Origin of the sequence: Pseudomonas sp. S3E12 (assembly GCF_001702295.1) — a bacterium.
GTDB classification, from domain to species: Bacteria; Pseudomonadota; Gammaproteobacteria; order Pseudomonadales; family Pseudomonadaceae; genus Aquipseudomonas; species Aquipseudomonas marginalis.
The window spans coordinates 509970-536284 of the sequence record NZ_MBDT01000021.1 but is presented as its reverse complement, the minus strand read 5'-3'; the positions used below and the strand labels follow the sequence as shown (position 1 = coordinate 536284).

At 59.7% G+C, this 26315-nt stretch carries 31 protein-coding genes and 4 tRNA genes; 24 read left to right on the top strand and 11 right to left on the bottom strand.

Features of this window, described 5'->3' with window-relative positions:
- Positions 1-187 precede the first annotated feature (187 nt).
- From BB029_RS19115 to BB029_RS19085, 7 genes are all read left to right on the top strand, one after another.
- The gene (locus BB029_RS19115) at positions 188-745 is read left to right on the top strand and encodes a CvpA family protein (RefSeq protein ID WP_003192538.1); all 558 of its coding nucleotides are present in this window, start codon (positions 188-190) and stop codon (positions 743-745) included.
- A 41-nt stretch (positions 746-786) separates the two neighbouring features.
- Complete coding sequence (purF, locus tag BB029_RS19110) at positions 787-2292, top strand: amidophosphoribosyltransferase (protein ID WP_027604079.1); 1506 nt, start codon at positions 787-789, stop codon at positions 2290-2292.
- Between the two features lie 65 nt (positions 2293-2357).
- Entirely contained in the window at positions 2358-3569 is a 1212-nt protein-coding gene (locus tag BB029_RS19105) for an O-succinylhomoserine sulfhydrylase (RefSeq protein WP_065940367.1), read from the top strand.
- Between the two features lie 11 nt (positions 3570-3580).
- Positions 3581-4345: an SDR family oxidoreductase gene (locus BB029_RS19100; RefSeq protein ID WP_027604081.1), complete on the top strand. Its 765-nt coding sequence runs from the start codon at positions 3581-3583 to the stop codon at positions 4343-4345.
- A gap of 107 nt (positions 4346-4452) precedes the next feature.
- A tRNA-Val gene (locus BB029_RS19095) sits at positions 4453-4528 on the top strand.
- A gap of 55 nt (positions 4529-4583) precedes the next feature.
- Positions 4584-4660 (top strand) — tRNA-Asp (locus BB029_RS19090).
- A gap of 105 nt (positions 4661-4765) precedes the next feature.
- A tRNA-Asp gene (locus BB029_RS19085) sits at positions 4766-4842 on the top strand.
- 157 nt (positions 4843-4999) lie between these two features.
- On the opposite strand, the gene BB029_RS19080 is transcribed toward BB029_RS19085, so the two are convergent.
- Positions 5000-6283 (bottom strand): FAD-binding oxidoreductase, encoded by a 1284-nt coding sequence (locus tag BB029_RS19080; RefSeq protein WP_065940366.1) that lies wholly within the window; start codon positions 6281-6283, stop codon positions 5000-5002.
- A 184-nt stretch (positions 6284-6467) separates the two neighbouring features.
- Between BB029_RS19080 and BB029_RS19075 the strand changes: the two genes are divergently transcribed.
- A tRNA-Val gene (locus tag BB029_RS19075) sits at positions 6468-6544 on the top strand.
- 158 nt (positions 6545-6702) lie between these two features.
- Positions 6703-7137: a hypothetical protein gene (locus tag BB029_RS19070; RefSeq protein WP_065940365.1), complete on the top strand. Its 435-nt coding sequence runs from the start codon at positions 6703-6705 to the stop codon at positions 7135-7137.
- 39 nt (positions 7138-7176) lie between these two features.
- Here the strand turns inward: BB029_RS19070 and BB029_RS19065 are convergent, their stop codons facing one another.
- Positions 7177-8604: a DHA2 family efflux MFS transporter permease subunit gene (locus BB029_RS19065; protein ID WP_083236453.1), complete on the bottom strand. Its 1428-nt coding sequence runs from the start codon at positions 8602-8604 to the stop codon at positions 7177-7179.
- Positions 8605-8952: 348 nt separating this feature from the next.
- On the opposite strand from BB029_RS19065, the gene BB029_RS19060 reads away from it, so the two are divergent.
- The 5 genes from BB029_RS19060 to BB029_RS19040 all read left to right on the top strand — a co-directional run bounded on the left by BB029_RS19060 (position 8953) and on the right by BB029_RS19040 (position 12549).
- Positions 8953-9669, top strand: a complete 717-nt coding sequence (locus tag BB029_RS19060; protein WP_065940364.1) for a DUF969 domain-containing protein — start codon at positions 8953-8955, stop codon at positions 9667-9669.
- On the top strand, positions 9666-10616 hold the full coding sequence (locus tag BB029_RS19055) for a DUF979 domain-containing protein (protein ID WP_065927250.1): 951 nt from the start codon (positions 9666-9668) through the stop codon (positions 10614-10616). The genes BB029_RS19060 and BB029_RS19055 overlap by 4 nt, the downstream gene beginning before the upstream one ends.
- A 7-nt stretch (positions 10617-10623) precedes the next feature.
- Entirely contained in the window at positions 10624-11229 is a 606-nt protein-coding gene (gene pcp, locus BB029_RS19050; RefSeq protein ID WP_065940363.1) for a pyroglutamyl-peptidase I, read from the top strand.
- Positions 11230-11292: 63 nt separating this feature from the next.
- A complete protein-coding gene (locus tag BB029_RS19045) occupies positions 11293-11739 on the top strand; it encodes an anti-virulence regulator CigR family protein (protein ID WP_065940362.1) in 447 nt (148 codons plus the stop codon).
- A 132-nt stretch (positions 11740-11871) separates the two neighbouring features.
- Positions 11872-12549: an HAD-IA family hydrolase gene (locus tag BB029_RS19040; protein ID WP_065940361.1), complete on the top strand. Its 678-nt coding sequence runs from the start codon at positions 11872-11874 to the stop codon at positions 12547-12549.
- 19 nt (positions 12550-12568) lie between these two features.
- Here the strand turns inward: BB029_RS19040 and BB029_RS19035 are convergent, their stop codons facing one another.
- The 3 genes from BB029_RS19035 to csrA all read right to left on the bottom strand — a co-directional run bounded on the left by BB029_RS19035 (position 12569) and on the right by csrA (position 13618).
- Complete coding sequence (locus BB029_RS19035) at positions 12569-12865, bottom strand: hypothetical protein (RefSeq protein ID WP_065940360.1); 297 nt, start codon at positions 12863-12865, stop codon at positions 12569-12571.
- A 101-nt stretch (positions 12866-12966) separates the two neighbouring features.
- Positions 12967-13212, bottom strand: coding sequence for a hypothetical protein (locus BB029_RS19030; protein ID WP_065940359.1), 246 nt, complete (start codon positions 13210-13212; stop codon positions 12967-12969).
- Positions 13213-13423: 211 nt separating this feature from the next.
- Positions 13424-13618: a carbon storage regulator CsrA gene (gene csrA / locus BB029_RS19025; protein WP_003192511.1), complete on the bottom strand. Its 195-nt coding sequence runs from the start codon at positions 13616-13618 to the stop codon at positions 13424-13426.
- A 263-nt stretch (positions 13619-13881) separates the two neighbouring features.
- Between csrA and BB029_RS19020 the strand changes: the two genes are divergently transcribed.
- Complete coding sequence (locus BB029_RS19020; protein WP_065940358.1) at positions 13882-14247, top strand: penicillin-binding protein activator LpoB; 366 nt, start codon at positions 13882-13884, stop codon at positions 14245-14247.
- Between the two features lie 30 nt (positions 14248-14277).
- Here the strand turns inward: BB029_RS19020 and BB029_RS19015 are convergent, their stop codons facing one another.
- The 3 genes from BB029_RS19015 to BB029_RS19005 all read right to left on the bottom strand — a co-directional run bounded on the left by BB029_RS19015 (position 14278) and on the right by BB029_RS19005 (position 16509).
- The gene (locus BB029_RS19015) at positions 14278-14967 is read right to left on the bottom strand and encodes an endonuclease (protein ID WP_027604097.1); all 690 of its coding nucleotides are present in this window, start codon (positions 14965-14967) and stop codon (positions 14278-14280) included.
- 4 nt (positions 14968-14971) lie between these two features.
- Positions 14972-15223 (bottom strand): DUF1654 domain-containing protein, encoded by a 252-nt coding sequence (locus tag BB029_RS19010; RefSeq protein ID WP_174557003.1) that lies wholly within the window; start codon positions 15221-15223, stop codon positions 14972-14974.
- A gap of 197 nt (positions 15224-15420) precedes the next feature.
- Entirely contained in the window at positions 15421-16509 is a 1089-nt protein-coding gene (locus BB029_RS19005; RefSeq protein WP_010209102.1) for an asparaginase, read from the bottom strand.
- Between the two features lie 551 nt (positions 16510-17060).
- On the opposite strand from BB029_RS19005, the gene BB029_RS19000 reads away from it, so the two are divergent.
- From BB029_RS19000 to BB029_RS18970, 7 genes are read left to right on the top strand one after another with little or no spacing between them, the layout of a single operon-like run.
- Positions 17061-18020, top strand: a complete 960-nt coding sequence (locus BB029_RS19000) for a sugar ABC transporter substrate-binding protein (protein WP_065940356.1) — start codon at positions 17061-17063, stop codon at positions 18018-18020.
- A 57-nt stretch (positions 18021-18077) separates the two neighbouring features.
- On the top strand, positions 18078-19631 hold the full coding sequence (locus BB029_RS18995) for a sugar ABC transporter ATP-binding protein (RefSeq protein ID WP_065940355.1): 1554 nt from the start codon (positions 18078-18080) through the stop codon (positions 19629-19631).
- Complete coding sequence (locus tag BB029_RS18990; protein WP_065940354.1) at positions 19628-20605, top strand: ABC transporter permease; 978 nt, start codon at positions 19628-19630, stop codon at positions 20603-20605. Before BB029_RS18995 ends, BB029_RS18990 begins: the two co-directional genes overlap by 4 nt.
- A 3-nt stretch (positions 20606-20608) precedes the next feature.
- Positions 20609-21631: a LacI family DNA-binding transcriptional regulator gene (locus BB029_RS18985; protein WP_065940353.1), complete on the top strand. Its 1023-nt coding sequence runs from the start codon at positions 20609-20611 to the stop codon at positions 21629-21631.
- A 23-nt stretch (positions 21632-21654) separates the two neighbouring features.
- On the top strand, positions 21655-22572 hold the full coding sequence (gene rbsK / locus BB029_RS18980; protein ID WP_065940352.1) for a ribokinase: 918 nt from the start codon (positions 21655-21657) through the stop codon (positions 22570-22572).
- Positions 22569-22973, top strand: a complete 405-nt coding sequence (rbsD, locus tag BB029_RS18975) for a D-ribose pyranase (protein ID WP_065940351.1) — start codon at positions 22569-22571, stop codon at positions 22971-22973. Before rbsK ends, rbsD begins: the two co-directional genes overlap by 4 nt.
- 26 nt (positions 22974-22999) lie before the next feature.
- Positions 23000-24028 (top strand): nucleoside hydrolase, encoded by a 1029-nt coding sequence (locus BB029_RS18970; RefSeq protein ID WP_065940350.1) that lies wholly within the window; start codon positions 23000-23002, stop codon positions 24026-24028.
- Positions 24029-24054: 26 nt separating this feature from the next.
- Here BB029_RS18970 and BB029_RS18965 read toward each other — a convergent pair whose 3' ends face one another.
- Positions 24055-24267, bottom strand: coding sequence for a hypothetical protein (locus BB029_RS18965; protein ID WP_065940349.1), 213 nt, complete (start codon positions 24265-24267; stop codon positions 24055-24057).
- A gap of 154 nt (positions 24268-24421) precedes the next feature.
- Between BB029_RS18965 and BB029_RS18960 the strand changes: the two genes are divergently transcribed.
- Together BB029_RS18960 and BB029_RS18955 are read left to right on the top strand one after the other, a co-directional pair.
- Positions 24422-24727: a hypothetical protein gene (locus tag BB029_RS18960; RefSeq protein ID WP_027604107.1), complete on the top strand. Its 306-nt coding sequence runs from the start codon at positions 24422-24424 to the stop codon at positions 24725-24727.
- 142 nt (positions 24728-24869) lie between these two features.
- Positions 24870-25190: an I78 family peptidase inhibitor gene (locus BB029_RS18955; RefSeq protein WP_027604108.1), complete on the top strand. Its 321-nt coding sequence runs from the start codon at positions 24870-24872 to the stop codon at positions 25188-25190.
- Positions 25191-25263: 73 nt separating this feature from the next.
- Here the strand turns inward: BB029_RS18955 and BB029_RS18950 are convergent, their stop codons facing one another.
- Together BB029_RS18950 and BB029_RS18945 are read right to left on the bottom strand one after the other, a co-directional pair.
- A complete protein-coding gene (locus BB029_RS18950; protein ID WP_003234260.1) occupies positions 25264-25476 on the bottom strand; it encodes a cold-shock protein in 213 nt (70 codons plus the stop codon).
- Positions 25477-25765: 289 nt separating this feature from the next.
- Positions 25766-26080 (bottom strand): hypothetical protein, encoded by a 315-nt coding sequence (locus tag BB029_RS18945; RefSeq protein WP_083236451.1) that lies wholly within the window; start codon positions 26078-26080, stop codon positions 25766-25768.
- Positions 26081-26315 lie beyond the last annotated feature (235 nt).

The window sequence follows — 26315 nt, the reverse complement described above, 5'->3', positions numbered from 1 at the left end:
GGTTTAAACCTGAAGTCCAATCAAATGTGGGAGGGGGCAAGCCTCCTCCCACATTGGTTTTGTGGTGAGGTTGAAATGTGATCGGCCCGCCACAATCTATTGATTTGCAAAGCAGCCGCAATCACAGCTTACCGACAGCCCGACGCTCTGCTAAAATGCGCCGCCTTATCCGTCCGTAGGCTCAAACGTGCCATTTACCTGGGTTGACTGGGCGATCGTTGCAATCGTCGCCATCTCCGCTTTGATCAGTCTAAGCCGCGGCTTCGTAAAAGAAGCACTGTCGTTGCTGACCTGGATCATCGCAGGAGTCGTAGCCTGGATGTTCGGCGGTTCATTGTCGGTCTACCTGGCCGGATACATCGAGACACCTTCGGCTCGCGTCATCGCGGGCTGCGCCATCATGTTCATCGCCACGCTGCTGGTGGGGGCAATGGTCAATTATCTTATTGGCGAGTTGATACGCGTCACCGGCCTCTCCGGGACCGATCGATTTCTCGGCATGGCCTTCGGTGCCGCGCGTGGCGCGTTGCTGGTGGTCGTGGCGGTCGGGCTGTTGAGCCTGGGGCCGGTACAGCAGGATTCGTGGTGGCAGGAGTCGGTACTCGTGCCAAAATTTCTATTGGTTGCAGATTGGTCCAAGAACCTCATCTTGGGGTGGAGCAGTCAGTGGCTGGCCAGCGGAATCAGCGTACCCGCTGATCTTCCGTTCAAGGAACACCTCTTGCCGGCCAAAACGCCGCAGTAAGTTGTGTTCAGTCAAGATTCATTAAGTAGGGGTTGCGTCGCATGTGTGGCATCGTCGGTATCGTCGGTAAGTCGAACGTCAATCAGGCGCTGTATGACGCGCTAACCGTCCTCCAGCACCGCGGCCAGGACGCTGCCGGTATTGTGACCAGCCACGACGGCCGGTTATTCCTGCGCAAGGACAATGGCCTGGTACGTGACGTGTTCCATCAGCGTCACATGCAGCGCCTCGTCGGGCACATGGGCATTGGCCACGTGCGTTACCCGACCGCCGGTAGCTCGACGTCGGCCGAAGCTCAGCCGTTCTACGTCAACTCGCCTTACGGCATTACCCTGGCGCATAACGGTAACCTGACCAACGTTGAGCAACTGGCCAAGGAGATTTACGAATCTGACCTGCGCCACGTCAACACCAGCTCAGACTCGGAAGTGCTGCTCAACGTGTTCGCCCACGAGCTGGCCCAGCGCGGCAAGCTGCAGCCGACCGAAGAAGATGTGTTCGCCGCCGTGATCGACGTGCATAACCGTTGCGTCGGCGGTTATGCCGTTGTGGCGATGATCACCGGCTACGGCATCGTCGGCTTCCGTGACCCCCACGGTATTCGCCCGATCGTGTTCGGCCAGCGTCACACCGACGAAGGCGTCGAGTACATGATCGCGTCCGAAAGCGTGTCCCTTGACGTGCTGGGCTTCACCCTGATCCGCGACCTCGCGCCGGGCGAAGCGGTGTACATCACCGAAGACGGCAAGCTGCATACCCGTCAGTGCGCTGTCGCGCCGAAACTTACCCCGTGCATCTTCGAACACGTCTACCTGGCGCGTCCGGATTCGATCATCGACGGCGTTTCGGTTTACAAGGCGCGCCTGCGCATGGGCGAGAAGCTGGCCGACAAGATCCTGCGCGAGCGTCCCGAGCACGACATCGACGTGGTGATCCCGATCCCGGACACCAGCCGTACCGCTGCGCTGGAATTGGCCAACCACCTGGGCGTCAAGTTCCGCGAAGGCTTCGTGAAGAACCGTTACATCGGTCGCACCTTCATCATGCCGGGCCAGGCGGCGCGCAAGAAGTCGGTGCGCCAGAAGCTCAACGCCATCGAACTGGAATTCCGCGGCAAGAACGTGATGCTGGTGGACGATTCCATCGTGCGCGGCACCACCTGCAAGCAAATCATCCAGATGGCCCGCGAAGCCGGTGCGAAGAACGTGTACTTCTGTTCCGCAGCGCCTGCCGTGCGTTACCCGAACGTGTACGGCATCGACATGCCGAGCGCCCACGAACTGATCGCACACAACCGCACGACCCAGGACGTGGCTGACCTGATCGGCGCCGATTGGCTGATCTACCAGGACCTGCCGGACCTGATCGAAGCGGTCGGCGGTGGCAAGATCAAGATCGAGCAGTTCGACTGCGCCGTGTTCGACGGTAAGTACGTGACCGGTGACGTCGACGAGGCCTACCTGAACAAGATCGAGCAGGCGCGTAACGACTCGTCGAAGATCAAGACCCAGGCGGTCAGCGCGATCATCGATCTGTACAACAACTGAGTAGACACCGGCCCTGAGGGGCCGGTTTTGTATCTTAAATAAAGAATTGAGTAAGGAGTCGCAGCATGAGTCAGGAATGGGATGCCGGTCGCTTGGACAGCGACCTCGATGGCGTAGCTTTCGATACCCTGGCTGTGCGCGCCGGCCAGCACCGTACCCCGGAAGGTGAGCACGGTGACCCGATGTTCTTTACCTCCAGCTACGTGTTCCGCACGGCGGCCGACGCCGCTGCGCGCTTTGCTGGCGAAGTGCCGGGTAACGTTTATTCCCGCTACACCAACCCGACTGTGCGCGCGTTCGAAGAGCGTATCGCGGCCCTGGAAGGCGCAGAGCAGGCGGTGGCAACGGCCACCGGCATGGCGGCGATCCTGGCGGTGGTGATGAGCCTGTGCAGTGCCGGCGACCATGTGCTGGTGTCGCGCAGCGTGTTTGGTTCGACCATCAGCCTGTTCGAGAAGTATTTCAAGCGCTTCGGTATTGAAGTGGACTACGTGCCCTTGGCGGATCTGTCCGGCTGGGATGCGGCGATCAAGTCCAACACCAAATTGCTGTTCGTCGAGTCGCCGTCCAATCCGCTGGCCGAGCTGGTGGATATCGCGGCATTGTCCGAAGTGGCCCACACCAAGGGCGCAATGCTGGTGGTCGATAACTGCTTCTGCACGCCTGCCTTGCAGCAGCCGCTGAAGCTCGGCGCGGACATCGTGGTGCATTCGGCCACCAAGTTTATCGATGGCCAGGGCCGTTGCATGGGCGGCGTGGTTGCAGGCCGCAGCGAGCAGATGAAGGAAGTGGTGGGCTTCCTGCGCACCGCCGGCCCGACCTTGAGCCCGTTCAACGCCTGGATCTTCCTCAAGGGCCTGGAAACCCTCAGCCTGCGTATGAAAGCCCATTGCGCCAACGCCCAGGCCCTGGCCGAGTGGCTGGAGCAGCAGGACGGTATCGAAAAAGTGCATTACGCCGGCCTCAAGAGCCACCCGCAGCACGCGTTGGCCCAGCGCCAGCAGCGTGGTTTCGGCGCCGTGGTGAGTTTCGAAGTGAAGGGCGGCAAAGAGGGCGCCTGGCGCTTTATCGATGCGACGCGCCTGATCTCCATCACGGCCAACCTGGGCGATAGCAAGACCACCATTACCCATCCGAGCACCACCTCCCACGGACGCCTGGCGCCGCAGGAGCGTGAGGCGGCCGGTATCCGGGACAGCCTGATCCGCATCGCGGTCGGCCTGGAAGATGTCACGGATCTGCAGGCTGACCTGGCTCGCGGGCTGGCTGCCTTGTGATCGAGTGGTCCCTGGAGGCCGCGGCGGCCAGTAATGGGCGCGTCGCCCTGGTGACGGGCGCGGCGCGGGGCATTGGCCTCGGGATTGCGGCATGGCTGATCAGCGAGGGCTGGCAGGTGGTCTTGACCGACCTCGACCGCGAGCGCGGTTCCAAGGTGTCCAAGGTGCTGGGCGAAAACGCCTGGTTTATCACCATGGACGTGGCTGACGAGAAACAGGTGGCCCAGGGGGTCGCCGAAGTCCTGGGGCAGTTCGGGCGCCTGGACGCGTTGGTCTGTAACGCTGCGGTGGCCGACCCGCACAATATCACCCTGGAAAGCCTCGACCTGGCCTACTGGAACCGTGTGCTGGCCGTTAACCTCAGTGGGCCGATGTTGCTGGCCAAACATTGTGCGCCTTACCTGCGTGCCCACGGCGGAGCCATCGTCAACCTGGCGTCGACCCGGGCTCGTCAGTCGGAGCCGGATACCGAGGCTTATGCGGCGAGCAAGGGTGGCCTGTTGGCGCTTACTCACGCCTTGGCGATCAGCCTCGGGCCGGAAGTGCGGGTGAATGCGGTCAGCCCTGGCTGGATTGATGCCCGTGATCCAGCTGCGCGGCGTGCCGAGCCTTTGACCGATGCCGATCATGCCCAGCATCCGGCGGGCAGGGTGGGTACGGTAGAGGACGTGGCAGCGATGGTGGCGTGGCTGCTGTCGCGCCAGGCCGGGTTTGTCACCGGGCAAGAGTTTGTGGTGGACGGTGGCATGAGCAAGAAGATGATTTACAGCGAGTAGGACGGGTAGCCGTCTTGTAGCCATTTTGTCTTTTTCAGAAAAACTTCAAGCAGGCTATTGACTTAGGTCCGCTACCTGCGTAAATTTCGCGGCCTCAACGAAGCAAAGGGTGATTAGCTCAGCTGGGAGAGCATCTGCCTTACAAGCAGAGGGTCGGCGGTTCGATCCCGTCATCACCCACCACTTCTTGAGAGTTTTGCCTTCGGGCAGGACGCAACGTTAAAGGTTGCACCGACGCGCAGCGGTAGTTCAGTCGGTTAGAATACCGGCCTGTCACGCCGGGGGTCGCGGGTTCGAGTCCCGTCCGCTGCGCCATATTTTCCAGGTTCGATTTATCGGGCTTGAGATTGAACAGCCAAGGCTGATCGATCAGATATTCAAAGACGGTTGAGGCGGTTTGCTCAGCCGGTCAAGCGATACGCAGCGGTAGTTCAGTCGGTTAGAATACCGGCCTGTCACGCCGGGGGTCGCGGGTTCGAGTCCCGTCCGCTGCGCCATATCTGCCTCAAGGCCCACTGAACGCCTTGAAGCACAAAGAAAGCCACTGGCTACTTTGATCCGATAGCAAAGACCCTGGTCGAAAGACCGGGGTTTTTTGTGTCTGCAATTTGGCAATTTTTTGCGGGAGCCGGCGAACCGGCTCCCATTGATTTGTCAGAAGCCCAGCTTATCCCGCAGCCCGTAGTACCAAGCTCCCAGTGCCGCAAACGGTGTGCGCAACAGTTGCCCGCCCGGGAATGGGTAGTGCGGCAGGTCGGCAAACGCATCAAAGCGCTCTGCCTGGCCTCTCAGCGCTTCCGCCAACACCTTGCCCGCCAGGTGGGTGTACGTCACGCCATGGCCGCTGCAGCCCTGTGAGTAGTAGATGTTGTCGCCCAGGCGACCGACCTGCGGCAAGCGCGACAGGGTCAGCAGGAAGTTGCCGGTCCAGGCGTAGTCGATCTTCACATCCTTGAGTTGCGGGAAGGCCTTGAGCATCTTCGGGCGGATGATTGCTTCGATGTTCGCCGGGTCGCGCGCGCCATACACCACACCACCGCCGAAGATCAGGCGTTTGTCACTGGTGAGACGATAGTAGTCGAGCAGGTAGTTGCAGTCCTCTACGCAGTAATCCTGCGGCAGGAGTGTCCTGGCCAGGTCATCCCCGAGTGGCGCCGTCGTGATCACCTGGGTGCCACAGGGCATCGACTTGGCCGCCAGCTCCGGCACCAGGTTGCCCAGGTAGGCATTGCCCGCGACGATGATGAACTTGGCCCTGACCTTGCCTTCGGCGGTGTGGACCACCGGGTTGGCGCCACGCTCGATGCGCACCGCCGCCGATTGTTCGTAGATCGTCCCGCCCAGGGATTCCACGGCTGCGGCTTCACCGAGTGCCAGGTTGAGTGGGTGGATATGGCCGCCACTCATGTCCAGCAGTCCGCCGACATAGTTGTCACAGGCCACTACCTCGCGAATGCGGCGTTCGTCCAGCAACTCCAGATGTGTATGGCCGTAGCGCTCCCATAAGCGTTTCTGCGACTCCAGGTGGCCCATGTGCTTGCTGTTGAGTGCCGCGAACACGCCGCCGTCCTTCAGGTCGCACTGGATCTGGTACTTGGCGACCCGCTCGCGGATGATCCTGCCGCCCTCGAACGCCATCTGCCCCAGCAACTGCGCCTGCTGGGGGCCGACGCTGCGCTCGATCACATCAATGTCACGGCTGTAGCTGTTGACGATCTGCCCGCCATTGCGGCCTGACGCGCCAAAACCCACCTTGGCGGCTTCCAGTACCGTCACGCGAAAACCGTTCTCCAGCAGGAACAGCGCGCTGGACAGGCCGGTATAGCCGGCGCCGATCACGCACACATCGGTTTCGACGTCGCCTTGCAGCCTTGGGCGCGGCGGCACGGCATTTGCGGAAGCGGCGTAATACGACTTGGGGTAGGGGGTGTTCGCCATTCTGGAACCTCTGTTTTATATTTTTTACGAGTGCCCCGATCCTACCTGAGTTGAAAATTGCCTGCCAGCCACCCCAAAAAGTGCGGTGCGCCGACTGCAAATAAATAATTCGCATATTCATAGGGTTAGCTGCAAAAAAGATGTTGACACCCCTCCGGAATTCCGTAGAATGCCGCCTCACAGCAGGCACGTAGCTCAGTTGGTTAGAGCACCACCTTGACATGGTGGGGGTCGTTGGTTCGAGTCCAATCGCGCCTACCAAACAAAATCCGCTCTGCTGGGCGGTCTGGAAGGGCTCACCGAAAGGTGGGCCCTTTTTTGTTGCCTGCGTTTTTTACTGTTGAAAATGCAGTGCCGCTCTAAAGTAATTCATCGATAGGCCGATGCAGTCGCAAATCTCTAATCCTTGGGTATCTGGCATGCTTATCACTGTTAGCAATACAGCCTCCTTATCAAGCACTCCAAACACTGTCAGCCCGAGTGGTCCCGCTGTCACCGAAAGCGCAAGCAGCACAAGCAACGCTGCCGTCAGTACCCGCGCTGATACTAAGGGTGCGGCAGGCGTAGCTGGGGGTGGCCAGGCGTCATCGAGCTCGCAGGAGTCCGATACTGTCAAACAGTTGAAGAAGCAGATCGAACAGTTGCAAAAGCAGCTTCAAGAGCAGCAACAAGCCTTGCAGAAAGCGCAGGCCAGCAACCAGAACGCAGAGGCCAAGGCTGCGGCTGTGGCGGCGGCTCAAGCGCAAATCGCCGCCACTTCTGCGGCGTTGCAGACGGTGACTTCGGCTCTGTTGCAAGCCGTCACTGCCGAGGGCAGCAGCAGCTCGGGGTCGATGGTCAGTACCACCGCCTGAGTACCGGAAAGTGTGTTGAGTGGCGAGCCGCGGTGTCTGTCATCGGCTCAGCACACTTTCCCCTGCTCCCACAGGTAACCGATAAACATCCGCCAGCGCGAATACTCCCAGCAGCGCCACGCCGACGAACGCCACGCGAAAATCCCCGACCTGTGCCTGCATCTCATGCCCCTGCAGGGTCATGGATGCCCGCAGCAGCAGCGCCGCCACCGTCACGCCCATCCCCATCGCCAGCTGGAATGACATGCTGAACAGCGCCGACGCCTCACTCATGCGCGGTTTGGGCACATCCGCAAAGCCGATCGAGTTGTAGCAGGTGAACTGCATCGAGCGGGACAACCCTCCCACAAACAACACGGCCGCGATCAGCACAAATGGGGTCTGCACCGTGAAAAGCGCGCAAGCGGCTATCGACACCACGCCGATTATCCCGTTCACCAGCAAGACCCGGCGAAACCCATAGCGGCGCATGATGGCCGTGGTGAACGGCTTCATCGCCAGATTGCCGGCGAATACCGCCAGCACCAGCAAGCCTGCGTCCACCGGGGACAAGCCAAAGGCGATTTGAAACAGCAGCGGCAGCAGGAACGGCAGGGCGCTGATGGCCAGGCGAAACAGCGAGCCGCCATAGATGCTCACGCGAAATGTATTGATGGACAGGGTCTCGAGCGGCAATAACGGGTCGCTGGCATGGCGGCAATGGTGAATGGCCCACACTGCCAGCGCGATGCCTGCCGCGACCAGCACGGCGCCTGGAATAAGGCGTTCACCGGTCTGGTTACCCAGCCATTCCAGCCCACCCAGCAGGGCCACACAGGCGCCTGCCAGCAGTACAAAACCCTTGGCATCGAACTGGCGCACGCTGGCTTCACGGTCTTCCGGTACCAGCCACAGTGCGGCGGCCAATGCCAGCACACCCAGCGGCAGATTCACGTAGAAGATCCATGGCCACGATGCATGCGTCACGATCAACCCACCGGCCAGCGGCCCCAGAATCGGCGCGACCAGGCCGGGCCAGGTAATGATCGCGATCATTTTCACCAAGTCTTTCTTATCCGTATTACGTAACACCGCCAAGCGTCCTACGGGCACCATCAATGCGCCGCCGATGCCCTGCAGAACGCGGGCGAACACGAACATCTCAATACTTTGGCTGAGCCCGCAGAGCAGCGAGGCGAGGGTGAACAGGATGATTGCGCCGGCGAATACCCGGCGCGCACCAAAGCGGTCGGCGACCCAGCTGGACAGCGGTATGAAGATCGCCACGGCGAGGATATAGGCGGTGATGCCGATGTTCATGTCGACCGGTGTCACCCCGAAGGCGGTCGCCATGGTCGGTAGCGCGGTGGCGATGACCGTGGCGTCAAGGTTCTCCATGAAGAAGGTTACGGCGACCACCAGGGCGATCAGACTGGTGTGTAGACTGAGGCGGTTTTGCGCGGCGGAATCTGGAGTGGCTGAGCTCACCGGTGCTGCCCTTTTTCAGTGAACGGTTTGATGAAGAAGGCCGACCAACTGCCCGATGCGCCGCGCACGATAAACGGGCGGCGTTAAGATGAGCGAATCCTTCATGGTCTGTCCACGTCTTGTTACTCGTGGGCTACTCAATTACCCACAAAATTTATTGGTTTGCAGCAACAATTTTTCTTGTTGGACACCTCCTGCTCCCAGGCAGCACAGTTGCCGCCACTGACGCTCGCCCTGACGGGCCAACAATAAAAAACCGAGCCGACTGCACGCCACTTCCTGCTGTGAACCCTTTGTTCACATCCTGCTGTAATGGCGCCGCAGCGCGCACTTAAGGACCTCTCCGCCATGCAAACTGTTGTGAACTTATGGCCGTTGATCGGCGTACTTGTGATCGTGGTTGGCTTTGTTTTGCGTTTCAATCCGCTGTTGGTGGTCACCGCCGCAGCTATCGCCACCGGGCTCGCTGCCCACTTCCCGCTGGAGAAAATCCTCGCCACTATGGGGGATGGTTTCCTACAGACTCGCGCCCTGCAATTGATCCTGTTGTTGCCCCTTGCCGTCATCGGTCTGCTGGAGCGCCACGGCTTGCGCCTGCACGCGCAGAACTGGATTGCGCGGTTTGAGCGCGCCACGGTCGGACGCCTGCTGATCATCTATCTGTTTGTACGCGAATCCACCGCAGCCATGGGCTTGACCAGCCTCGGCGGGCACCCGCAGATGGTGCGCCCGCTGCTGGCACCGATGGCCGAAGGCGCGGCGGAAAAGCGCTACGGCAAACTGCCGGACAAACTGCGTCACAAGGTGTTGGCCATGTGTGCGGCCACCGATAACGTCGGCCTGTTTTTTGGTGAGGACATCTTCGTCGCCTTTGGTGCGATTGCGTTGATGCATACCTTCCTGCTCGGTTCGGGGATTGATGTGGAGCCGCTGCACATTGCGGTGTGGGGTATTCCTACGGCGATTTGCGCCTTCATCGTTCACGCGATCCGACTTCATCGGTTTGACCGAAGACTGACCCGCGAGATGACGACCGCCGTGACCCCAGTGGAGGCCGCGCAATGATCATCTCTATCCAATACCTGTACTGGCTCGCCGGGGTCCTGCTGCTGATCACCGCCGGCATGATCCTGTTGGATCGAACCCATCCCAAGCGCTGGTCCAGCGCATTGTTCTGGCTGCTGTTCGCCATCCCGTTCCTGGTAGGGGAGCGCCTGCCCTCGGTGGTGGTCGGTGCAGGGGTGGTGGTGATGGCACTGATCGCCGGCCTGGGCGGCGTCGGCCGTGGCACCCATGCTGAGTTGCATGACAAGGCTTCGCGCGCCAGTGCCGGCCGCCTCGGGCACAAGCTGTTTATCCCGGCGCTGGCGATCCCCCTGACCACCGTGATCGGTTCGGTCTTGCTCAAGCACACCGAGATTGGCGGCGTACCGTTGCTGGACCCGAAAAACACCACCTTCGTGTCCCTCGGCATCGGCTGCCTGATCGCCCTCGGCCTGGCGTGCTGGCTGACCCGTGATACCCCGGTGCAAGCCTTGCGCGAATCCCGGCGACTCACCGAGGCCCTGGGCTGGGCCATGGTGCTGCCGCAGATGCTGGCGATGCTCGGCCTGCTGTTCAATGAAGCCGGTGTCGGCACGGCTGTCGCCCATGTCACCACCACCTACATCAACCTGGATTTCAAGTTGGTGGCGGTCATGGTGTACGTGCTGGGCATGGCGCTGTTCACGGTGATCATGGGCAATGGCTTCGCGGCGTTCCCGGTGATGACCGGGGGCGTCGGCGTGCCGGTGCTGGTGGGTATCTACGGCGGTAACCCGGCGGTGATGGCCGCCATCGGTATGTTCTCCGGCTACTGCGGTACGCTGATGACGCCGATGGCGGCCAACTTCAATATCGTACCGGCGGCGTTGCTGGAGTTGCCGGACAAGAACGCGGTGATCAAGGCGCAACTGCCGACCGCGTTGATGATGCTGGTGGTCAATATTGTCCTGCTTTATGTGTTGATGTGAGGCGACGATGCGAACTGTATTGCTGACGGGGTTCGAGCCCTTTGATCAAGACCTGGTGAATCCTTCCTGGGAAGCGGTGAGCCAGTTGGATGGCGTGCAACTCGACGATGATGTGCGCATTGTTGCGCGCCGATTGCCCTGTGCGTTTGCCACGGCGGGTGAGTGCCTGCTCCAACTGATCAGTGAACTGCGCCCGGCGATGGTCATCGCCACTGGGTTGGCCTCCGGGCGCAGCGAAATATCCCTCGAGCGAGTGGCGATCAACATCAACGATGCACGCATCCCCGATAATCTGGGGGAGCAGCCCATCGACACGGCGGTGGTGGTCGGCGGCCCGGCGGCGTACTTCTCGACTCTGCCGATCAAGGCCATGGCCAGGGCGGTGCGCGAAGCAGGGATTGCGGTGTCGGTATCGCAGACGGCGGGTACATTCGTGTGCAACCAGGTGTTCTACCGCTTGCAGCACGAACTCGCGGGCACCGGTGTACGCAGTGGTTTTATCCACGTGCCGAACCAGCTTGGAGCGGGTCTGGTCGATGGGCTGCGCATCGCGGTGTCGACGGCGTGGAATACCCCGGTGGATGTGCTGGAAGTGGGCGGTCAGGTGAGTTGACGTCCCACGGGGTGCGATAACCTCGACTACAGTTCAGCTACATTCCTGTGTTGGATCATCGCCATGATCAAGTGCCCGAAATTCGTGTCTGTTGCGCTTTCGCTTGTGTTGTTTGCCGCTGGCGGTATGGCCCTGGCTGATCCAGGCAATGGCAAGGGGCAAGGCAACGATAAAGGCAATGGTCACGGCGGACAGGGGCATGACAAGCCCAAGGGCAAAGGTGCAGCAAGCAGTCGCGGCCCCAGTGTAGACCGTGGCAGCGTGCTGAATGTGTTGGGCGGTTATCGCGACTACTGGAGCCCGGCGCCCGCCTTGCCGCCTGGCATCCAGAAGAACCTGGCCCGCGGCAAGCCGCTGCCGCCGGGCATTGCCAAGAAGCTGGACGGGCGTTTGTTGGGCCGCTTGCCCCATTACGAGGGATACGAGTGGCAGCAGGCGGGCACCGACTTGATACTGGTGGCCATCGCGACGGGCATCATCTACGAAGTCCTCAATGGCGCCCTCGATTGAGCTGGCGGTGTCGACCGCATGGCGCTCGACCCGCCGTGTTATTGCCGGCGTCGTTGGCGTTTACAAGCCGCCGGGTGATCCGTAGATTGCATTGCGTCGATTATTCGTTTCAGCTCACGAGGAAACCCCGCAGTGTCCATCCGAGGTTCAGCCGTATTTGCCCGCCCTTACCGCGCCTTTCTGTTCGATATGGATGGGACTCTGCTCAATTCGATTGCCGCCGCCGAGCGAGTATGGAGTATCTGGGCTGAACGCCATGGGCTGGAGGTGGCGACGTTTCTGGCCACCATCCATGGCGCCCGGGCGATCGACACCATCACGCGCCAGGCGTTGCCCGGCGTCGACCCGGAGGTTGAAGCGCAGTGGATTACCGAGGCTGAAATCAATGATGTGCAAGGTGTCGTTGCGATTGCCGGGGCCGTCGAGTTTCTGAACCGCTTGCCCGGCGATCAGTGGGCGCTGGTCACCTCTGCACCCAGGGAACTGGCGTTGCGTCGACTGCAAGCGGCGGGTATTACGCCGCCAGCGGTGCTGGTCACGGCTGAAGACGTGGCTATCGGCAAGCCGAACCCTGCCTGTTATGTGCTCGGTGCGCAGCGCCTGGGGGTATCAGCGCAGGATTGCCTGGTGTTTGAGGATGCGGCGGTGGGCATCCGTGCAGGGGAGGCGGCTGGAGCGGATGTGATGGTCGTGACTTCGACGCACCTCAAACCCATGGCGACGGAGCATCCTTCGATCGATGGGTATGAACAGCTGCAGGTGCAACGCAGCGCTGATGGCTTGCTCTACTTGGCGCGCGCGACGGGCTGAAGCAGCAAAACCGAGCCGGCTACCGGCCTCGGCCTGCTTCGCGGGTGGCTGGGTCAGGCGACGCCTGCATTCGATCACTGCGCATGCCTTGGCGTGACAGCACCATCTCCCTGAGAATCTCGTTGGCGAGCCGGGCAATCGCTTCGGCACCGCGATAATGCGCGCGCACGATTCCGGTGATTGCAAAGTGATCGGTTTCCGGACCGCTGAGCACGGCCGAGAGGGTGCCGTCGGCGTGCAGCGTACAGGTGACCGCGTAGCTGGGCAGGCGGGCTGCCAATTCAGATTCGATTTGGGTTTTAGTGAGCGTGTCCATCTGTACCGGCACCTTCTACTGACTGTGCAAACACACCCAAGAATAGGTCTTGTTGCAAGGCTGTAAATACCAGCGATCTGATAGCGAGTCAGGGGCGGGCGTCAGCGTACGGTTTTGCGCACGATGCGTTGGCACAACTTGCGCTGCACGGCCATCTGGATGGGCTTGAGGCAGAACATGAACAGGTAGCCACACAGCAGGAGTACCAGGTCCAGCCGCGAACGGGGCGCTTCGGCGCCCTCTATTTCAAGCTTCAGGCCATATTCCAAGCCGACAAAGACCAGCCCCGTCAGCAGGGCGATCATCCAGGATCTGGAAAAAAATGGCTGGGTGCTGCCTGGCATCATCGACGTGCTCCTAAGTGCACACGGATGGTGGAATATCAGTCAGAGGATTCGGTTGCAGGGGGGACAATAAGTTCCAGGTGTGAAGATAGTTTCATCTTGAGCATGGATGCACATGCGGCAAAAAGCGCTTCGCGCAACACAGACAAAAGCAGTCCGAGGAGGTTTTCGCCAGCCGTTACAGTGAACGAAAGGGCTGGCTACTGAGGGCGCTTCAAGGCGTCTGGTTTTTGTCCGGAGCGGTCAGGCCGGCCTGGATGCGCTGGTAAATCTCCTCGCGATGCACGGCAACATCCTTGGGTGCGTTGATGCCGATTCGTACTTGCTGGCCGCTGACGCCCAGGATGGTGATCGTAATGTCATCACCGATGTTTATGCTTTCACCGACTTTGCGGGTGAGTATAAGCATGGACTTCTCCTTGATTACTTTTAAGGACACATGTTTCAGACAGGGCAGGTGTCGTATGTGTGTAGCTTACTGCTAAGCGCGTCCCTGTGACTGCCTCTTTTAGGACGCATAGAGGCGACATTAATTCCCATGGCGGCATCATACAGGTCTGGGATACATCATTCGCATTGTTTAAGCCAACGTTTATGACGGCCAGAATAGACAGTGAATGATAAAGTCGCCTCTTTATCCGTTGAAGGAGCAGGGCAGTGCGTAAAGTAGCGATGGCAATTGCGGTGTTGGTATTGGCCGGTTGCGGTGAAGGCAAAAGCGTCGATGCCCCCAAGGCCAAGCCTGCCGTCACCGAAAGCCAGCCACAAACCGGCGCGATTGCTGCCCAGGAATGGGACCTGCGAGTAGGCCCACCGGACCATAAGCTGCAGGCAATCACCGACCTGACCGCCTGGTTGCTCGAACACGGGTTCAGTTTTTATATCGTGAAGGTCGACGGCAAGGACGAAGTGCTGCTGGGGCCATTTGCAACCAGGGCCGAGGCCGAGGCCAAGCAGACGCTGCTCAACGAGAAGATGGCGCGGGCCAAGAAAACCGACACGGTGTCCGAGATCATCGAGCACAAGGCCGCGCAGTAACAGCAGATCGGGCGGCAGTGCCGCCCCTGTTCAACCGCAGGCTTTCAGGTTAACCGGGCCGACAAACTCATTGCCGCGCCCCATCACGCACGCCACCGTTTGGTTCCGCTGGCGCTCCCAGGCTTGTACCGGATAGGTCTTGTTCCAGGCTTCGTACAACTGGCGATCCTGTTTCGACAGGCGCAAGCCGTACTGCTTGCTCATGTAGAAATACGTGCGTGCGATCATCCCGCGAATGGACGGGCGCGGCATGACCTTCTTGGCCTTGAAATCCACCTGGGTCAGGCACGAACCGTATTGCCCGCTTTGCACCGGCAGCCAGCCAAAACTGAAGTTACTTCGATCTCCATTGACCTCGCCGATGCTCGGCACCAGGTTGTGCAGATCCGCTTCGGCACGCTTGAATACGTCGTCATGGCGGGTGCAGTTCTTGCGTCCACCGTCCTGCCAGCACTGGCGCTGATGTCCGATCTGCCAGGCCGGAACAATGTGCTCCCACTCGATGCGCGCGGCACGGTTGGCGTTTTTGCGTGGGATGTAGCCGCAGGCTTTCAGGTCAACGCGGTTACCGGTGTATTTGCAGCCGCAATAGAACTCGGTGGATTGTGGCGCGTACAGCTTCCAGGCGACCTTTTTGGCTTCGCTGAAGGTTCGGGGCGCCTGGGCATGGGCAGTGACAGCAAAAAGCAGGCAGCACACAGCAATAAAACGGGCACTCATTGAATCATTCTTCCTTCGGCACAACCCAGAAAATCTGCACGCCGCCGTCATCCCGATAGGCGAGGGTGACGTTGTCGTTCTCCGCGATTTCCTCCAACAAGCGCTGCCACTCGTCTTCTGGCTCGTCCGGCAAGCGGAAGATCAAGGCTGCCTTGGCTTTTTGGGCGTTGGTGGAGTTGATGATCTTTTGCACACGAATGGCCAGGCGTTCGTAGGCATCAGGTGGGGTTAGGGCTGCGGAAGAAGACTTTGCCACGGAGTGTTCCTTAATAAGCTGTACGTGCATACAGTATTTAACTGTAGGCAATTTCGCAACTGCTTAAAATTCAATAAGTTCGTCTGACGGCGGTTTAGGCGAGTTGGTGTAAGGCGGGGAGGTGTTGGTTGCGGGATTTACACAGCAGGTAGAGGCGGGTNAAACCCGCCTCTACAGAGATGAGATGCCAGCAGGAATCAATATTCCCAGAACATCCGTTGCAGTTCTTTGCTGTCCTGGGTCTTGGTCAGGGCGACCATCGCCAGAATCCGCGCTTTCTGCGGGTTCAGGTCGAGGGCGGCGACCCAGTCGTACTTGTCGTCCGGCTGTTCGGCATTACGCAGCACCATGCCCCCGGCATTTACGTGGGAAGAACGGATGATCTGCACACCTTGCTTGCGCAATTCCACCAGCGCAGGAACCACTTTGGATGACACCGAACCATTGCCGGTGCCGGCGTGGATGATGGCTTTGGCGCCAGCCTGGGCCAGTGCCTTGTAGGCGGTGTCGCTCACGTTGCCGTAGCCGTAGGCGATTTCAACATCGGGCAGGCTCTTGATGTTCTTGATGTCGAACTCCGAGTCCATGGTGTGACGCTTGGCCGGCAGGCGGAACCAGTAGGACTTGCCTTCAACGACCATGCCCAGCGGGCCCCATGGGCTCTTGAAGGCTTCGGTCTTGATATTGATCATCTTGCTGACGTCGCGACCCGATTGGATCTCGTCGTTCATGGTCACCAGTACGCCTTTGCCACGTGCATCCTTGCTGCCGGCTACGGCTACGGCGTTGTACAGGTTGAGCATGCCGTCGGCCGACATGGCGGTGCCTGGGCGCATGGAGCCGACCACCACGATAGGCTTGTCGGTTTTTTCCACCAGGTTCAGGAAGTAGGCGGTCTCTTCCAGGGTGTCGGTACCGTGGGTGATCACGATGCCGTCCACGTCCTTGCTGTCGGCCAGTTCGGCGACGCGGCGACCCAGTTGCAGCAGGTTCTCGTTGTTGATGCTTTCGGACGCAATTTGCATCACTTGCTCGCCACGCACATTGGCGATCTGGCTAAGCTCAGGAACACCGGCGATCAATTGCTCGATACCGACTTTGGCAGCCTGGTACGTCGCACTGTTGGCGGCGCTGGCGCCCGCGCCGGCAATGGTGCCGCCGGTGGCGAGGATCACCACGTTGGACAGTTTGGTCTTGGATTCAACCTCCTTTGCCTGGGCGGCAACGGGGAACAGCAGCAGAAGGGCCAACGCCCCCGGAACAAAATTCTTCAATGCAGATTTCATTATTTTTCTCTCTGGTTTTTGATGAGTGCTGTAGCAGGTTCATCTAGAACACCTGGGCAGTGCTGAATGCCTCCAGGCGCTGTGTAGGAGCAGGATCTGTACCATGCCGAATATGTTCGAGCATATAAATTAACTTGTTGATATATATAAATTTTTACTGATTGGATGATGAGGTTTTGCTTGCTGGATGTCCGGCTTTCCGAACAACCTGGGGTGTGGCGTTCGGTTGTCCGAAAGTTATGACGAAAGAATCCTGCCTGTCGTGCCAAAACCTGTCGTTTCAGAGAACGACCGAACCCGGCAGATGTTTAAGAGCGACTCTCGCAGGGCGGAGAGCCGGGCTGGAGGTGTTGCATGAAAGGCCATGTTCTACCGTTGACAAATCTCGACAAGGTTCTCATAGTTTGATCAACGCAAACGTTTGCGAGATGTTTCATGGGACCCTCATTAGAGTCTCCTGTCAGCTCGTACCAGCCACCCGGGTGGGAGGGCCGCCGAAGTACACTTCGGTGCACGCGTTGCTCACAATAATCATAAGATCGGAGTGAACCATGAAGCTGCCATTCGCTGGACGTCTTCTTGCTGTCGCTGTGCTTGCTGCCGCATCCGCCGCCTTACCTTTCTCCCCTGCATTCGCTGCTGACGCTGCCGCCAAACCCAAGGTCGGCCTGGTGATGAAATCCCTCGCCAACGAATTTTTCGTGACCATGCAGGACGGTGCCAAGGCGTATCAGAAAGACCATGCCGCCGATTTCGACATGATCACCAACGGCATCAAGAACGAAACCGATACAAGTGCGCAGATCGATATCGTCAAGCAGATGATCCTGTCCAAAGTCAATGCCATCGTTATCGCGCCTGCTGATTCCAAGGCACTGGTAAAAGTGCTGGAGGATGCCTCTAAGGTCGGGATCAAGATCGTCAACATCGATAACCGCCTGGACCCGGACGTACTGAAAAGCAAAAAACTCGATATCCCCTTCGTCGGCCCCGACAACCGCAAAGGCGCCAAACTGGTGGGCGACTACCTGGCCAAGCAGCTGGCCGCCGGCGACAAGGTCGGCATCATCGAAGGTGTACCGACCACCACCAACGCCCAGCAGCGCACAGCAGGCTTCAAGGATGCGATGGATGCTGCCGGTATGAAGATCGTTTCCACCCAATCCGGCAACTGGGAAATTGACCAGGGCCAGAAAGTGGCCTCGGCCATGCTGAGCGAACACCCGGACCTCAAGGCGCTGCTGGCCGGTAACGACAACATGGCACTCGGCGCCGTCTCCGCCGTACGTGCAGCAGGCAAGGCCGGTAAGGTCCTGGTGGTGGGTTACGACAACATCGAAGCCATCAAGCCGATGCTGCAGGACGGCCGTGTGCTGGCGACCGCCGACCAGGCGGCTGCGCAGCAAGCGGTGTTCGGTATCCAGAACGCCCTCAAGCTGGTCAAGGGTGAGAAAGTCGATGCCAAGGACGGCGTGATCGAAACTCCGGTCGAACTCGTCCTCAAGAAGTAATCCTGGCAGCACCCAACAGCGTCTGCCCGTCCTGGGCGGACGCCTGGAGATTTTCCTATGTCATCTTCCGCCCCGAACGCTGTCCTCTCGGTCAGCGGTATCGGTAAGACCTATGCCCAACCGGTTCTGGCCGACATTACCCTCACGCTTAACCGGGGTGAAGTACTGGCGCTGACCGGTGAAAACGGCGCGGGCAAGAGTACCTTGTCGAAGATCGTCGGTGGGCTGGTTACCCCGACCACCGGGCACATGCAATTCCAGGGGCAGGATTACCGCCCGGCCAGCCGTACCCAGGCTGAAGCGTTGGGCGTGCGCATGGTCATGCAGGAACTCAATCTGCTGCCGACGCTGACCGTGGCCGAAAACCTGTTCCTGGATAATCTGCCGAGCCACTGTGGCTGGATCAGCCGCAAGCAATTGCGCAAAGCCGCGATCGAGGCCATGGCCCAGGTCGGTCTCGACGCCATCGATCCGGACACCCTGGTCGGCAGCCTCGGTATCGGCCATCAACAGATGGTCGAGATCGCTCGCAACCTGATCGGCGACTGCCATGTACTGATCCTTGACGAGCCAACCGCGATGCTCACGGCCCGCGAAGTCGAGATGCTGTTTGAGCAAATCACCCGCCTGCAGGCCCGGGGCGTGGCGATCATTTATATTTCGCACCGGCTCGAAGAACTGGCCCGTGTCGCCCAGCGCATTGCGGTACTGCGCGACGGCAAGCTGGTCTGCGTCGAGCCGATGGCCAATTATAACAGCGAACAACTGGTCACCTTGATGGTGGGCCGGGAGTTGGGTGAGCACATCGACCTGGGGCCGCGCAGCATCGGTGGCCCGGCCCTGACCGTAAAAGGCCTGACGCGCTCGGACAAGGTCCGCGACGTATCGTTTGAAGTGCGTGCCGGTGAGATCTATGGCATCTCCGGCCTGATCGGCGCCGGTCGTACAGAGCTACTGCGGCTTATCTTCGGGGCCGACCTGGCCGACAGCGGCACTGTGGCTTTGGGTTCGCCGGCCCAGGTGGTGAATATTCGCTCGCCGGTGGATGCCGTGGGTCATGGCATTGCCCTGATCACCGAGGACCGCAAGGGCGAAGGGCTGCTGCTGACCCAGTCGATCAGTGCGAATATCGCATTGGGCAACATGCCGGAAATTTCCGCTGGCGGCCTGGTCAATAGCCGTAACGAAACCGCCTTGGCCAAGCGCCAGATCGATGCCATGCGGATCCGCAGTTCCAGCCCGGCGCAATTGGTGTCCGAACTTTCCGGTGGCAACCAACAGAAAGTCGTGATCGGCCGCTGGCTGGAGCGCGACTGCTCGGTGATGCTGTTCGACGAGCCCACCCGCGGCATCGATGTCGGTGCCAAGTTCGACATTTATGCCTTGCTGGGTGAATTGACTCGCCAGGGCAAGGCGCTGGTGGTGGTGTCCAGCGACCTGCGTGAACTCATGCTGATCTGCGACCGCATCGGCGTGCTGTCCGCCGGGCGCTTGATCGAAACCTTCGAGCGCGACAGCTGGACCCAGGACGAATTGCTCGCCGCCGCCTTTGCCGGCTATCAGAAACGTGATGCGCTGCTCAACGACGCAGTGCTTAGGGATACCCCATGAAACTAACAACTTCCCCCGGTAAAACCGGCGGCAACTTCTACGGCCTGGGCACCTACCTGGGGCTGGCCGGTGCATTGCTGGCGATGATCGCGCTGTTTTCGGTGCTCAGTGATCACTTCCTGTCCTATGACACGTTCAGCACCCTGGCCAACCAGATTCCTGACCTGATGGTGCTGGCGGTGGGCATGACCTTCATCCTGATCATCGGCGGTATCGACCTGTCGGTGGGCTCGGTACTGGCGTTGGCGGCATCGACGGTCAGCGTGGCGATTCTCGGGTGGGGCTGGAGTGTCTTGCCGGCGGCCTTGCTCGGCATGGGCTGCGCCGCGTTGGCCGGCACTATCACCGGCTCGATCACGGTGGCCTGGCGCATTCCATCGTTTATCGTGTCCCTCGGCGTGTTGGAAATGGCCCGTGGCGTCGCGTACCAGATGACCGGCTCGCGCACAGCCTATATCGGCGATTCGTTTGCCTGGCTGTCCAACCCGATCGCCTTCGGCATATCGCCATCGTTTATCATCGCTTTGCTGGTGATCATTGCCGCCCAGCTGGTATTGACCCGCACCGTATTCGGTCGTTACCTGATCGGTATCGGCACTAACGAAGAAGCCGTACGCCTGGCCGGGATCAATCCCAAACCGTACAAGATTCTGGTGTTCAGCCTCATGGGCCTGCTGGCCGGTGTGGCGGCGCTGTTCCAGATTTCGCGCCTGGAAGCAGCAGACCCGAATGCCGGTGCCGGCCTCGAGCTGCAAGTGATCGCCGCAGTGGTGATCGGCGGCACCAGCCTGATGGGCGGGCGTGGTTCGGTGATCAGTACCTTCTTCGGTGTGTTGATTATTTCGGTATTGGCCGCCGGCCTGGCGCAGATCGGTGCCACGGAGCCCACCAAGCGCATCATCACCGGTGCCGTGATCGTGATCGCCGTGGTCCTGGATACTTATCGCAGCCGTCGCGCCAGTCGGCGAGGCTGAACCATGGCAACGATCAAGGATGTAGCCGCGATTGCAGGTATTTCCTACACCACCGTGTCCCATGTGGTGAACAAGACGCGCCCTGTGAGCGAGCCGGTACGGATCAAGGTTGAAGCGGCGATCAAGCAGCTCGACTACGTGCCCAGTGCCGTCGCGCGTTCGCTCAAGGCCAAGACCACGGCCACCATCGGATTGCTGGTGCCCAACAGCCTCAACCCGTATTTTGCCGAGCTGGCCCGGGGTATCGAGGATTATTGTGAACGTAACGGCTACTGCGTGATTCTCTGCAACTCCGACGACAACGCAGAGAAACAGCGTAGCTATTTGCGGGTGTTGCTGGAGAAGCGCGTCGATGGCTTGATCGTGACTTCGGTAGGCGGTGATGACAGCGGCCTCGCCGCAGGCTTGAGCGCCGTGCGCACGCCCATGGTGATTGTCGACCGGGCGCTGGATGGTATCGATGTCGACCTGGTACGCATCGACCACGAGGAGGGCGCCTACCTGGCGACCCGGCACTTGCTTGAGCTGGGGCATCGGGACATCGCCTGCATCGGCGGCCCGGGCCACACCCGCGTCGCGCAAATGCGCCTGGCGGGTTACCAGCGTGCGCTCCATGAAGCCGGTGTGGCGGTGGTGGCCAATCGCATCCAGGAAAGCGACTTCACCAGCACCGGCGGTTATGCTGCTGCCGTGCAATTGCTGGCGCAGAACCCGCCCAGCGCGATTTTTGCCAGCAACGACATGATCGGCTTCGGCGTGTTGCGCGCGGCGGCGGAGCGCAATATCCGCGTGCCCGGTGAACTGTCGGTGATCGGTTTCGATGACATTCAAATGGGCCGCTACGTGTACCCGGCGCTGACCACGGTCGGGCAGTCGATCCTGCAACTGGGCGAGACCGCGGCCGAGCTTTTACTGCGACGAATTGCAACCCCCCAACTGCCGATCGATCAACGCATCGTGACGCCGAGCATCGTGTTGCGTGAATCGACGGCGCCAGTCGCCGGTGTGTTCGCCCAATACCGCTGAACCGAATTGATGAGTACTGATGTATGCCAGCAAAAGTAGTGGTAATAGGCAGCTTGAACATGGACCTGGTCACCCGCGCGAGTCGGCTGCCCCGTGCCGGTGAGACCCTGATCGGCCAGACGTTTTCCACGGTCCCTGGCGGCAAGGGCGCCAACCAGGCCGTGGCATCGGCGCGACTGGGAGCCGATGTGGCAATGATCGGCTGTGTCGGTAGCGATGCCTATGGCACTGAACTGCGTGGCGCCTTGCTGGTGGAAGGTATCGATTGCCAGGCGGTGAGCACCGTGGACGGTTCCAGTGGCGTGGCCTTGATTGTGGTGGACGACAGCAGCCAGAACGCGATTGTGATCGTTGCCGGCAGCAACGGCGAGCTGACACCCGCCTCACTGCAGGCGTCCGATGCGGTGCTGCAGGCTGCCGACGTGATTATCTGCCAGCTGGAAGTGCCGATGGATACCGTGGGCTACACCCTCAAGCGCGGTCGTGAACTGGGCAAGACCGTGATCCTCAACCCGGCGCCGGCCAGCGGCCCGTTGCCCGCCGACTGGTACGCCTCGGTCGACTACCTGATTCCCAACGAAAGCGAAGCCAGTGCACTGAGCGGCGTGACAGTCGACTCCCTCGACAGTGCCAAAGTCGCGGCGACCCACCTGATCAAGGCGGGGGCGGGCAAAGTCATCATCACCCTGGGCGCCCAGGGCGCGTTGTTTGCCGATGGCCAGGGCTTTGAGCACCTGGTGGCGCCAAAGGTCAAGGCGGTGGATACCACGGCTGCCGGCGATACCTTTGTTGGTGGTTTTGCCGCAGCACTGGCCAGTGGCAAAAGCGAAGCCGAGGCCATCCGTTTCGGCCAGGTCGCGGCAGCCTTGTCAGTCACCCGTGCCGGTGCGCAACCCTCCATTCCTACGCTGCATGACGTTCAAGGTTTTGTGCTTTTATGAAAAAGACGCCTCTGCTCAATATCGCCTTGTCGCGTTTGATCGCATCCCTGGGCCATGGTGACATCCTGGTGATCGGCGACGCCGGCCTGCCAGTGCCGCCCGGGGTCGAGTTAATCGACCTGGCGCTGACCCAGGGCATTCCCGACTTCATCAGCACCTTGCGTATCGTGCTCAGTGAAATGCAGGTGGAAAGCCACGTGCTGGCGGAAGAAATCCTGCTCAAGCAGCCGCCCGCGCTGACGGAGCTGAACGCTTTGGCTGAACAGGCCGCCCTCGGCGAGCGACGTCTGCTCAGCCATGAACAATTCAAGCAACTGAGCCGTAACGCGCGCGCTGTCGTGCGTACCGGCGAGTGCCAGCCTTACTGCAATATCGCGCTGGTCTCCGGCGTCACCTTCTAGAGTTTCCCAACGACAAGGAGTGTTTTATGCAACGTGGTCTGCCAACCCTGAGAAATCTGTTTCGGAGTGTCCTGCTTTTGTCCGCACTCACTGCTGCCAGCGCCCAAGCGGCGGAAAAAATCGACTTGATCATCGACACCGACCCAGGCGCCGACGATGTGGTGGCCTTGCTCTTTGCCATGGCTTCCCCGGACGAATTGAACATTCGTGCGCTGACCACCGTCGCCGGCAACGTGCGCCTGGACAAGACCTCGCGTAACGCGCGCCTGGCCCGCGAGTGGGCCGGGCGCGAAGAAATCCCGGTGTACGCCGGCGCACCCAAGCCGCTGTTGCGCACACCGATCTATGCCGAGAACATCCATGGCAAAGAAGGTATTTCCGGCGTCACCGTCCATGAGCCTAAAAAGGGCCTGGCTGAAGGCAACGCCGTTGATTACCTGATCAAGACCCTGCGTGCGGCCAAGCCTCACAGCATCACCATTGCCATGCTCGGCCCTCAGACCAACCTGGCGCTGGCCTTGACCCAGGACCCGGAAATCACCCAAGGCATCAAGGAAGTGGTGGTGATGGGTGGCGCGCACTTCAACGGCGGCAATATCACCCCGGTTGCCGAGTTCAACCTGTTCGCCGATCCGATTGCAGCCGAGATTGTGCTCAAGAGTGGCGTCAAGCTGACCTACCTGCCGCTGGACGTGACCCACAAGGTGCTGACCAGCGAGGCGCGCCTGAAGAAGATCGCCGACATCAACAACAACGCGAGCAAGGTTGTCGGCGATATTCTCAATGAATACGTCAAGGGCGATATGGAGCACTACGGCATCCCGGGCGGCCCGGTACATGACGCTACTGTCATCGCCTATCTGCTCAAGCCGTCTTTGTTCACCGGACGTCAGGCCAATATGGTGGTGGACAGCCGCGAAGGCCCGACCTTCGGCCAGACCATCGTTGATTGGTACGACGGCCTGAAGCAGACAAAAAATGTGTTCTGGGTTGAGAGCGGCGACGCCCAGGGCTTCTTCGATCTGCTCACCGAGCGCCTGGCACGCCTGAAGTAACCCGGTCGACGTTCGCCAGTCGGTTCTTATTCACGCTCGGGGTCTGATGCCCCCATGTGATCGGCCGGGTATTTTTCGAATACCTGGCCGATGAATGCCTGTGCCGCCTGGGTGCCGAGTTCCTTGACCAGCAGGTCGATACCGATGATTGCCAGTTCCTCCGGGCTTCCGGGGCTGTAGGAACTTTGTCCTTGGGGCCATTTGGCTTTGATGTCGGCTTGGAGCGTTACGGTGGTCATGGAAGTCTCACGGGTTGAAATGCTGGGCAATGCGCTGGAACGCGGCTCTAACCGGCGCAGTTAATCATTTTGCGTGGGGTTTGGCACTGCTACTTAGGCATGAAGCAGGTGCTGTGCGACACTGTCCTCCTGTTTAATTGCCGGGGCGTACCGCGTGCAGATCGATTTGAATAACCCCGAGAACCTGACACTGGCCGCTGTGCGTCAACTGATCGCCAGTGCCAGTGATGACGAGCATACCCAGTTGCGTGTAACCAGGGCCGGAATTGCCTACATATCTTCTGGGGTGGTGGGTGGCACTGACATCGATGGCTTGCTGTTCCGCCTGGAGACCTGGGCCAAGGGTTCCGGTTATGTCGGCAATGTCGCGGCCAGCGACGAGGTCTGGGTTACACAGATTTTCAATGCGCTGAAGCAGAACTGGCCGAAGCCGCCGTTCGATTACATCGACATCTACTGATTACGCTCATATTTGGTCACGATTGATCGGGCGAATGCCTGCTGATAGTCGGGCAGACTTACCTGGCGGCGGTTTACGTTTTGAAACCTATCAGCCAGACCGCTGTCGCACGATCTCTGTTCATTTTTCAATAGGAGGCTTCATGCCTTGGAAGCTCGCATCATTCGGTACTTTGTTGGCAGCACTCGCGTTGGCGGGTTGCAGCACCCCGGGTGCCTCTGAGCCAGCCAAAGACGCCGCCGTGACCGATGCCGGTCATAGCCGCTGTGAGTCGAAGGCCGCCGAATTCAGCATTGGCCAGAAAGCCTCGCCGCAGTTGCTGGAGCAGGCCCGTACCCGCGCTGGCGCACAGAACGCACGGATCCTCAAGCCCAACGATATGATCACGCTGGAATACCGCTCCGACCGCCTGAACCTGAACACCGATGACAACCTGGTGATCACGCGCGTTAATTGTGGCTGATCGTTTCCAGGCTTTTGCAACGCCCATAAAAAACCCCGTCACATGGACGGGGTTTTTTTAGCTCAGCGGAGAATTACTCGCCGCGAACCTGTGCAGCTTGCATACCCTTTTGGCCTTTCTCAGCCACGAAGGAAACGGTTTGGCCTTCTTTCAGGCTTTTGAAACCGTCGCTTTCGATAGCTTTGAAGTGTACGAACAGGTCGTCACCGCCACCTTGAGGAGTGATGAAGCCGAAGCCTTTTTCATCGTTGAACCATTTAACGGTGCCGGTTTGGCGATTAGACATGGTGTATCTCCAAGAAACATATATTTTCAGTAGTGCTGTGCTGCTCAGGCCAACTGGGCACACTGGGCTATCATAGTCGAAATGTTCGGCTTGGGAGCCCCCCCAAGGCATTGTTTGCTAATCAATAGCGTTGCGTTTGCTACTTGTGTCGGCTGAAAGCCCCGATCTACGGGGCTTCGGCGCGAAATATCAGCTGGTAAAAAAAGCCGTAAAAGCTGCGTAATTTGTGCGAAATGGCAGTTTTCGTGCTGTTTTCCTGGCAAAACGGTCGTCTGATCCCAGGCCGGTCTTACTTTTTCTTCACGACTTTGCAGGACGAAATAGCCGTGACTGCCTTGTTTTTAAGCTCCGGGCTGGCGTTCTGGTTAGTCATGAGCTCTTTGATTTCCGCAGTGCTCAATTCGGCGTTGATCTTGTCGGCGCCACATTCGCAGTGGGTCTTGGCAGTCTTGACGTCTACGTTCTGGCTGGCGGCCGCGCTGCAGTCGCTGACGAAACTGTCACGGGCACCGGCTGGCCAATTGGATGGAGCGGCAGCCTGCGCGCCGAGGGAAAGGAGGCTCAGGGTAGCGGCGAAAGCGAGGGTCGAGGTAAAACGCATCATGGGATGCTCCTTTGATTCGAGGACGAACGGCGATTCTCAGTGGGTTTGAGGTGTGGCGTACAGCTCAAGTTCACTTTTGCAGCTATAAAGGCTGGAATTTGTATTTGCATCGGATACTGCCGGCGCGATGACCGTTCATCTGTGCTAGCATCTTCGGCTTGGCTAATTCCGGGTGCGCCATTTGCCGCCTTGCCATGTTTCTTTTCTGCTCACTCCAGTCACTGTGGTTCGATTA

Coding starts and splice junctions, on each gene's coding strand:
- purF (WP_027604079.1), top strand. CDS start 787: ATGTGTGGCATCGTCGGTATCGTCGGTAAGTCGAACGTCAATCAGGCG.
- BB029_RS19105 (WP_065940367.1), top strand. CDS start 2,358: ATGAGTCAGGAATGGGATGCCGGTCGCTTGGACAGCGACCTCGATGGC.
- BB029_RS19080 (WP_065940366.1), bottom strand. CDS start 6,283: ATGGCGAACACCCCCTACCCCAAGTCGTATTACGCCGCTTCCGCAAAT.
- BB029_RS19070 (WP_065940365.1), top strand. CDS start 6,703: ATGCTTATCACTGTTAGCAATACAGCCTCCTTATCAAGCACTCCAAAC.
- BB029_RS19060 (WP_065940364.1), top strand. CDS start 8,953: ATGCAAACTGTTGTGAACTTATGGCCGTTGATCGGCGTACTTGTGATC.
- BB029_RS19055 (WP_065927250.1), top strand. CDS start 9,666: ATGATCATCTCTATCCAATACCTGTACTGGCTCGCCGGGGTCCTGCTG.
- pcp (WP_065940363.1), top strand. CDS start 10,624: ATGCGAACTGTATTGCTGACGGGGTTCGAGCCCTTTGATCAAGACCTG.
- BB029_RS19045 (WP_065940362.1), top strand. CDS start 11,293: ATGATCAAGTGCCCGAAATTCGTGTCTGTTGCGCTTTCGCTTGTGTTG.
- BB029_RS19035 (WP_065940360.1), bottom strand. CDS start 12,865: ATGGACACGCTCACTAAAACCCAAATCGAATCTGAATTGGCAGCCCGC.
- BB029_RS19030 (WP_065940359.1), bottom strand. CDS start 13,212: ATGATGCCAGGCAGCACCCAGCCATTTTTTTCCAGATCCTGGATGATC.
- csrA (WP_003192511.1), bottom strand. CDS start 13,618: ATGCTTATACTCACCCGCAAAGTCGGTGAAAGCATAAACATCGGTGAT.
- BB029_RS19020 (WP_065940358.1), top strand. CDS start 13,882: ATGGCAATTGCGGTGTTGGTATTGGCCGGTTGCGGTGAAGGCAAAAGC.
- BB029_RS19015 (WP_027604097.1), bottom strand. CDS start 14,967: ATGAGTGCCCGTTTTATTGCTGTGTGCTGCCTGCTTTTTGCTGTCACT.
- BB029_RS19005 (WP_010209102.1), bottom strand. CDS start 16,509: ATGAAATCTGCATTGAAGAATTTTGTTCCGGGGGCGTTGGCCCTTCTG.
- BB029_RS19000 (WP_065940356.1), top strand. CDS start 17,061: ATGAAGCTGCCATTCGCTGGACGTCTTCTTGCTGTCGCTGTGCTTGCT.
- BB029_RS18995 (WP_065940355.1), top strand. CDS start 18,078: ATGTCATCTTCCGCCCCGAACGCTGTCCTCTCGGTCAGCGGTATCGGT.
- BB029_RS18990 (WP_065940354.1), top strand. CDS start 19,628: ATGAAACTAACAACTTCCCCCGGTAAAACCGGCGGCAACTTCTACGGC.
- BB029_RS18985 (WP_065940353.1), top strand. CDS start 20,609: ATGGCAACGATCAAGGATGTAGCCGCGATTGCAGGTATTTCCTACACC.
- rbsK (WP_065940352.1), top strand. CDS start 21,655: ATGCCAGCAAAAGTAGTGGTAATAGGCAGCTTGAACATGGACCTGGTC.
- rbsD (WP_065940351.1), top strand. CDS start 22,569: ATGAAAAAGACGCCTCTGCTCAATATCGCCTTGTCGCGTTTGATCGCA.
- BB029_RS18970 (WP_065940350.1), top strand. CDS start 23,000: ATGCAACGTGGTCTGCCAACCCTGAGAAATCTGTTTCGGAGTGTCCTG.
- BB029_RS18965 (WP_065940349.1), bottom strand. CDS start 24,267: ATGACCACCGTAACGCTCCAAGCCGACATCAAAGCCAAATGGCCCCAA.
- BB029_RS18955 (WP_027604108.1), top strand. CDS start 24,870: ATGCCTTGGAAGCTCGCATCATTCGGTACTTTGTTGGCAGCACTCGCG.
- BB029_RS18950 (WP_003234260.1), bottom strand. CDS start 25,476: ATGTCTAATCGCCAAACCGGCACCGTTAAATGGTTCAACGATGAAAAA.
- BB029_RS18945 (WP_083236451.1), bottom strand. CDS start 26,080: ATGATGCGTTTTACCTCGACCCTCGCTTTCGCCGCTACCCTGAGCCTC.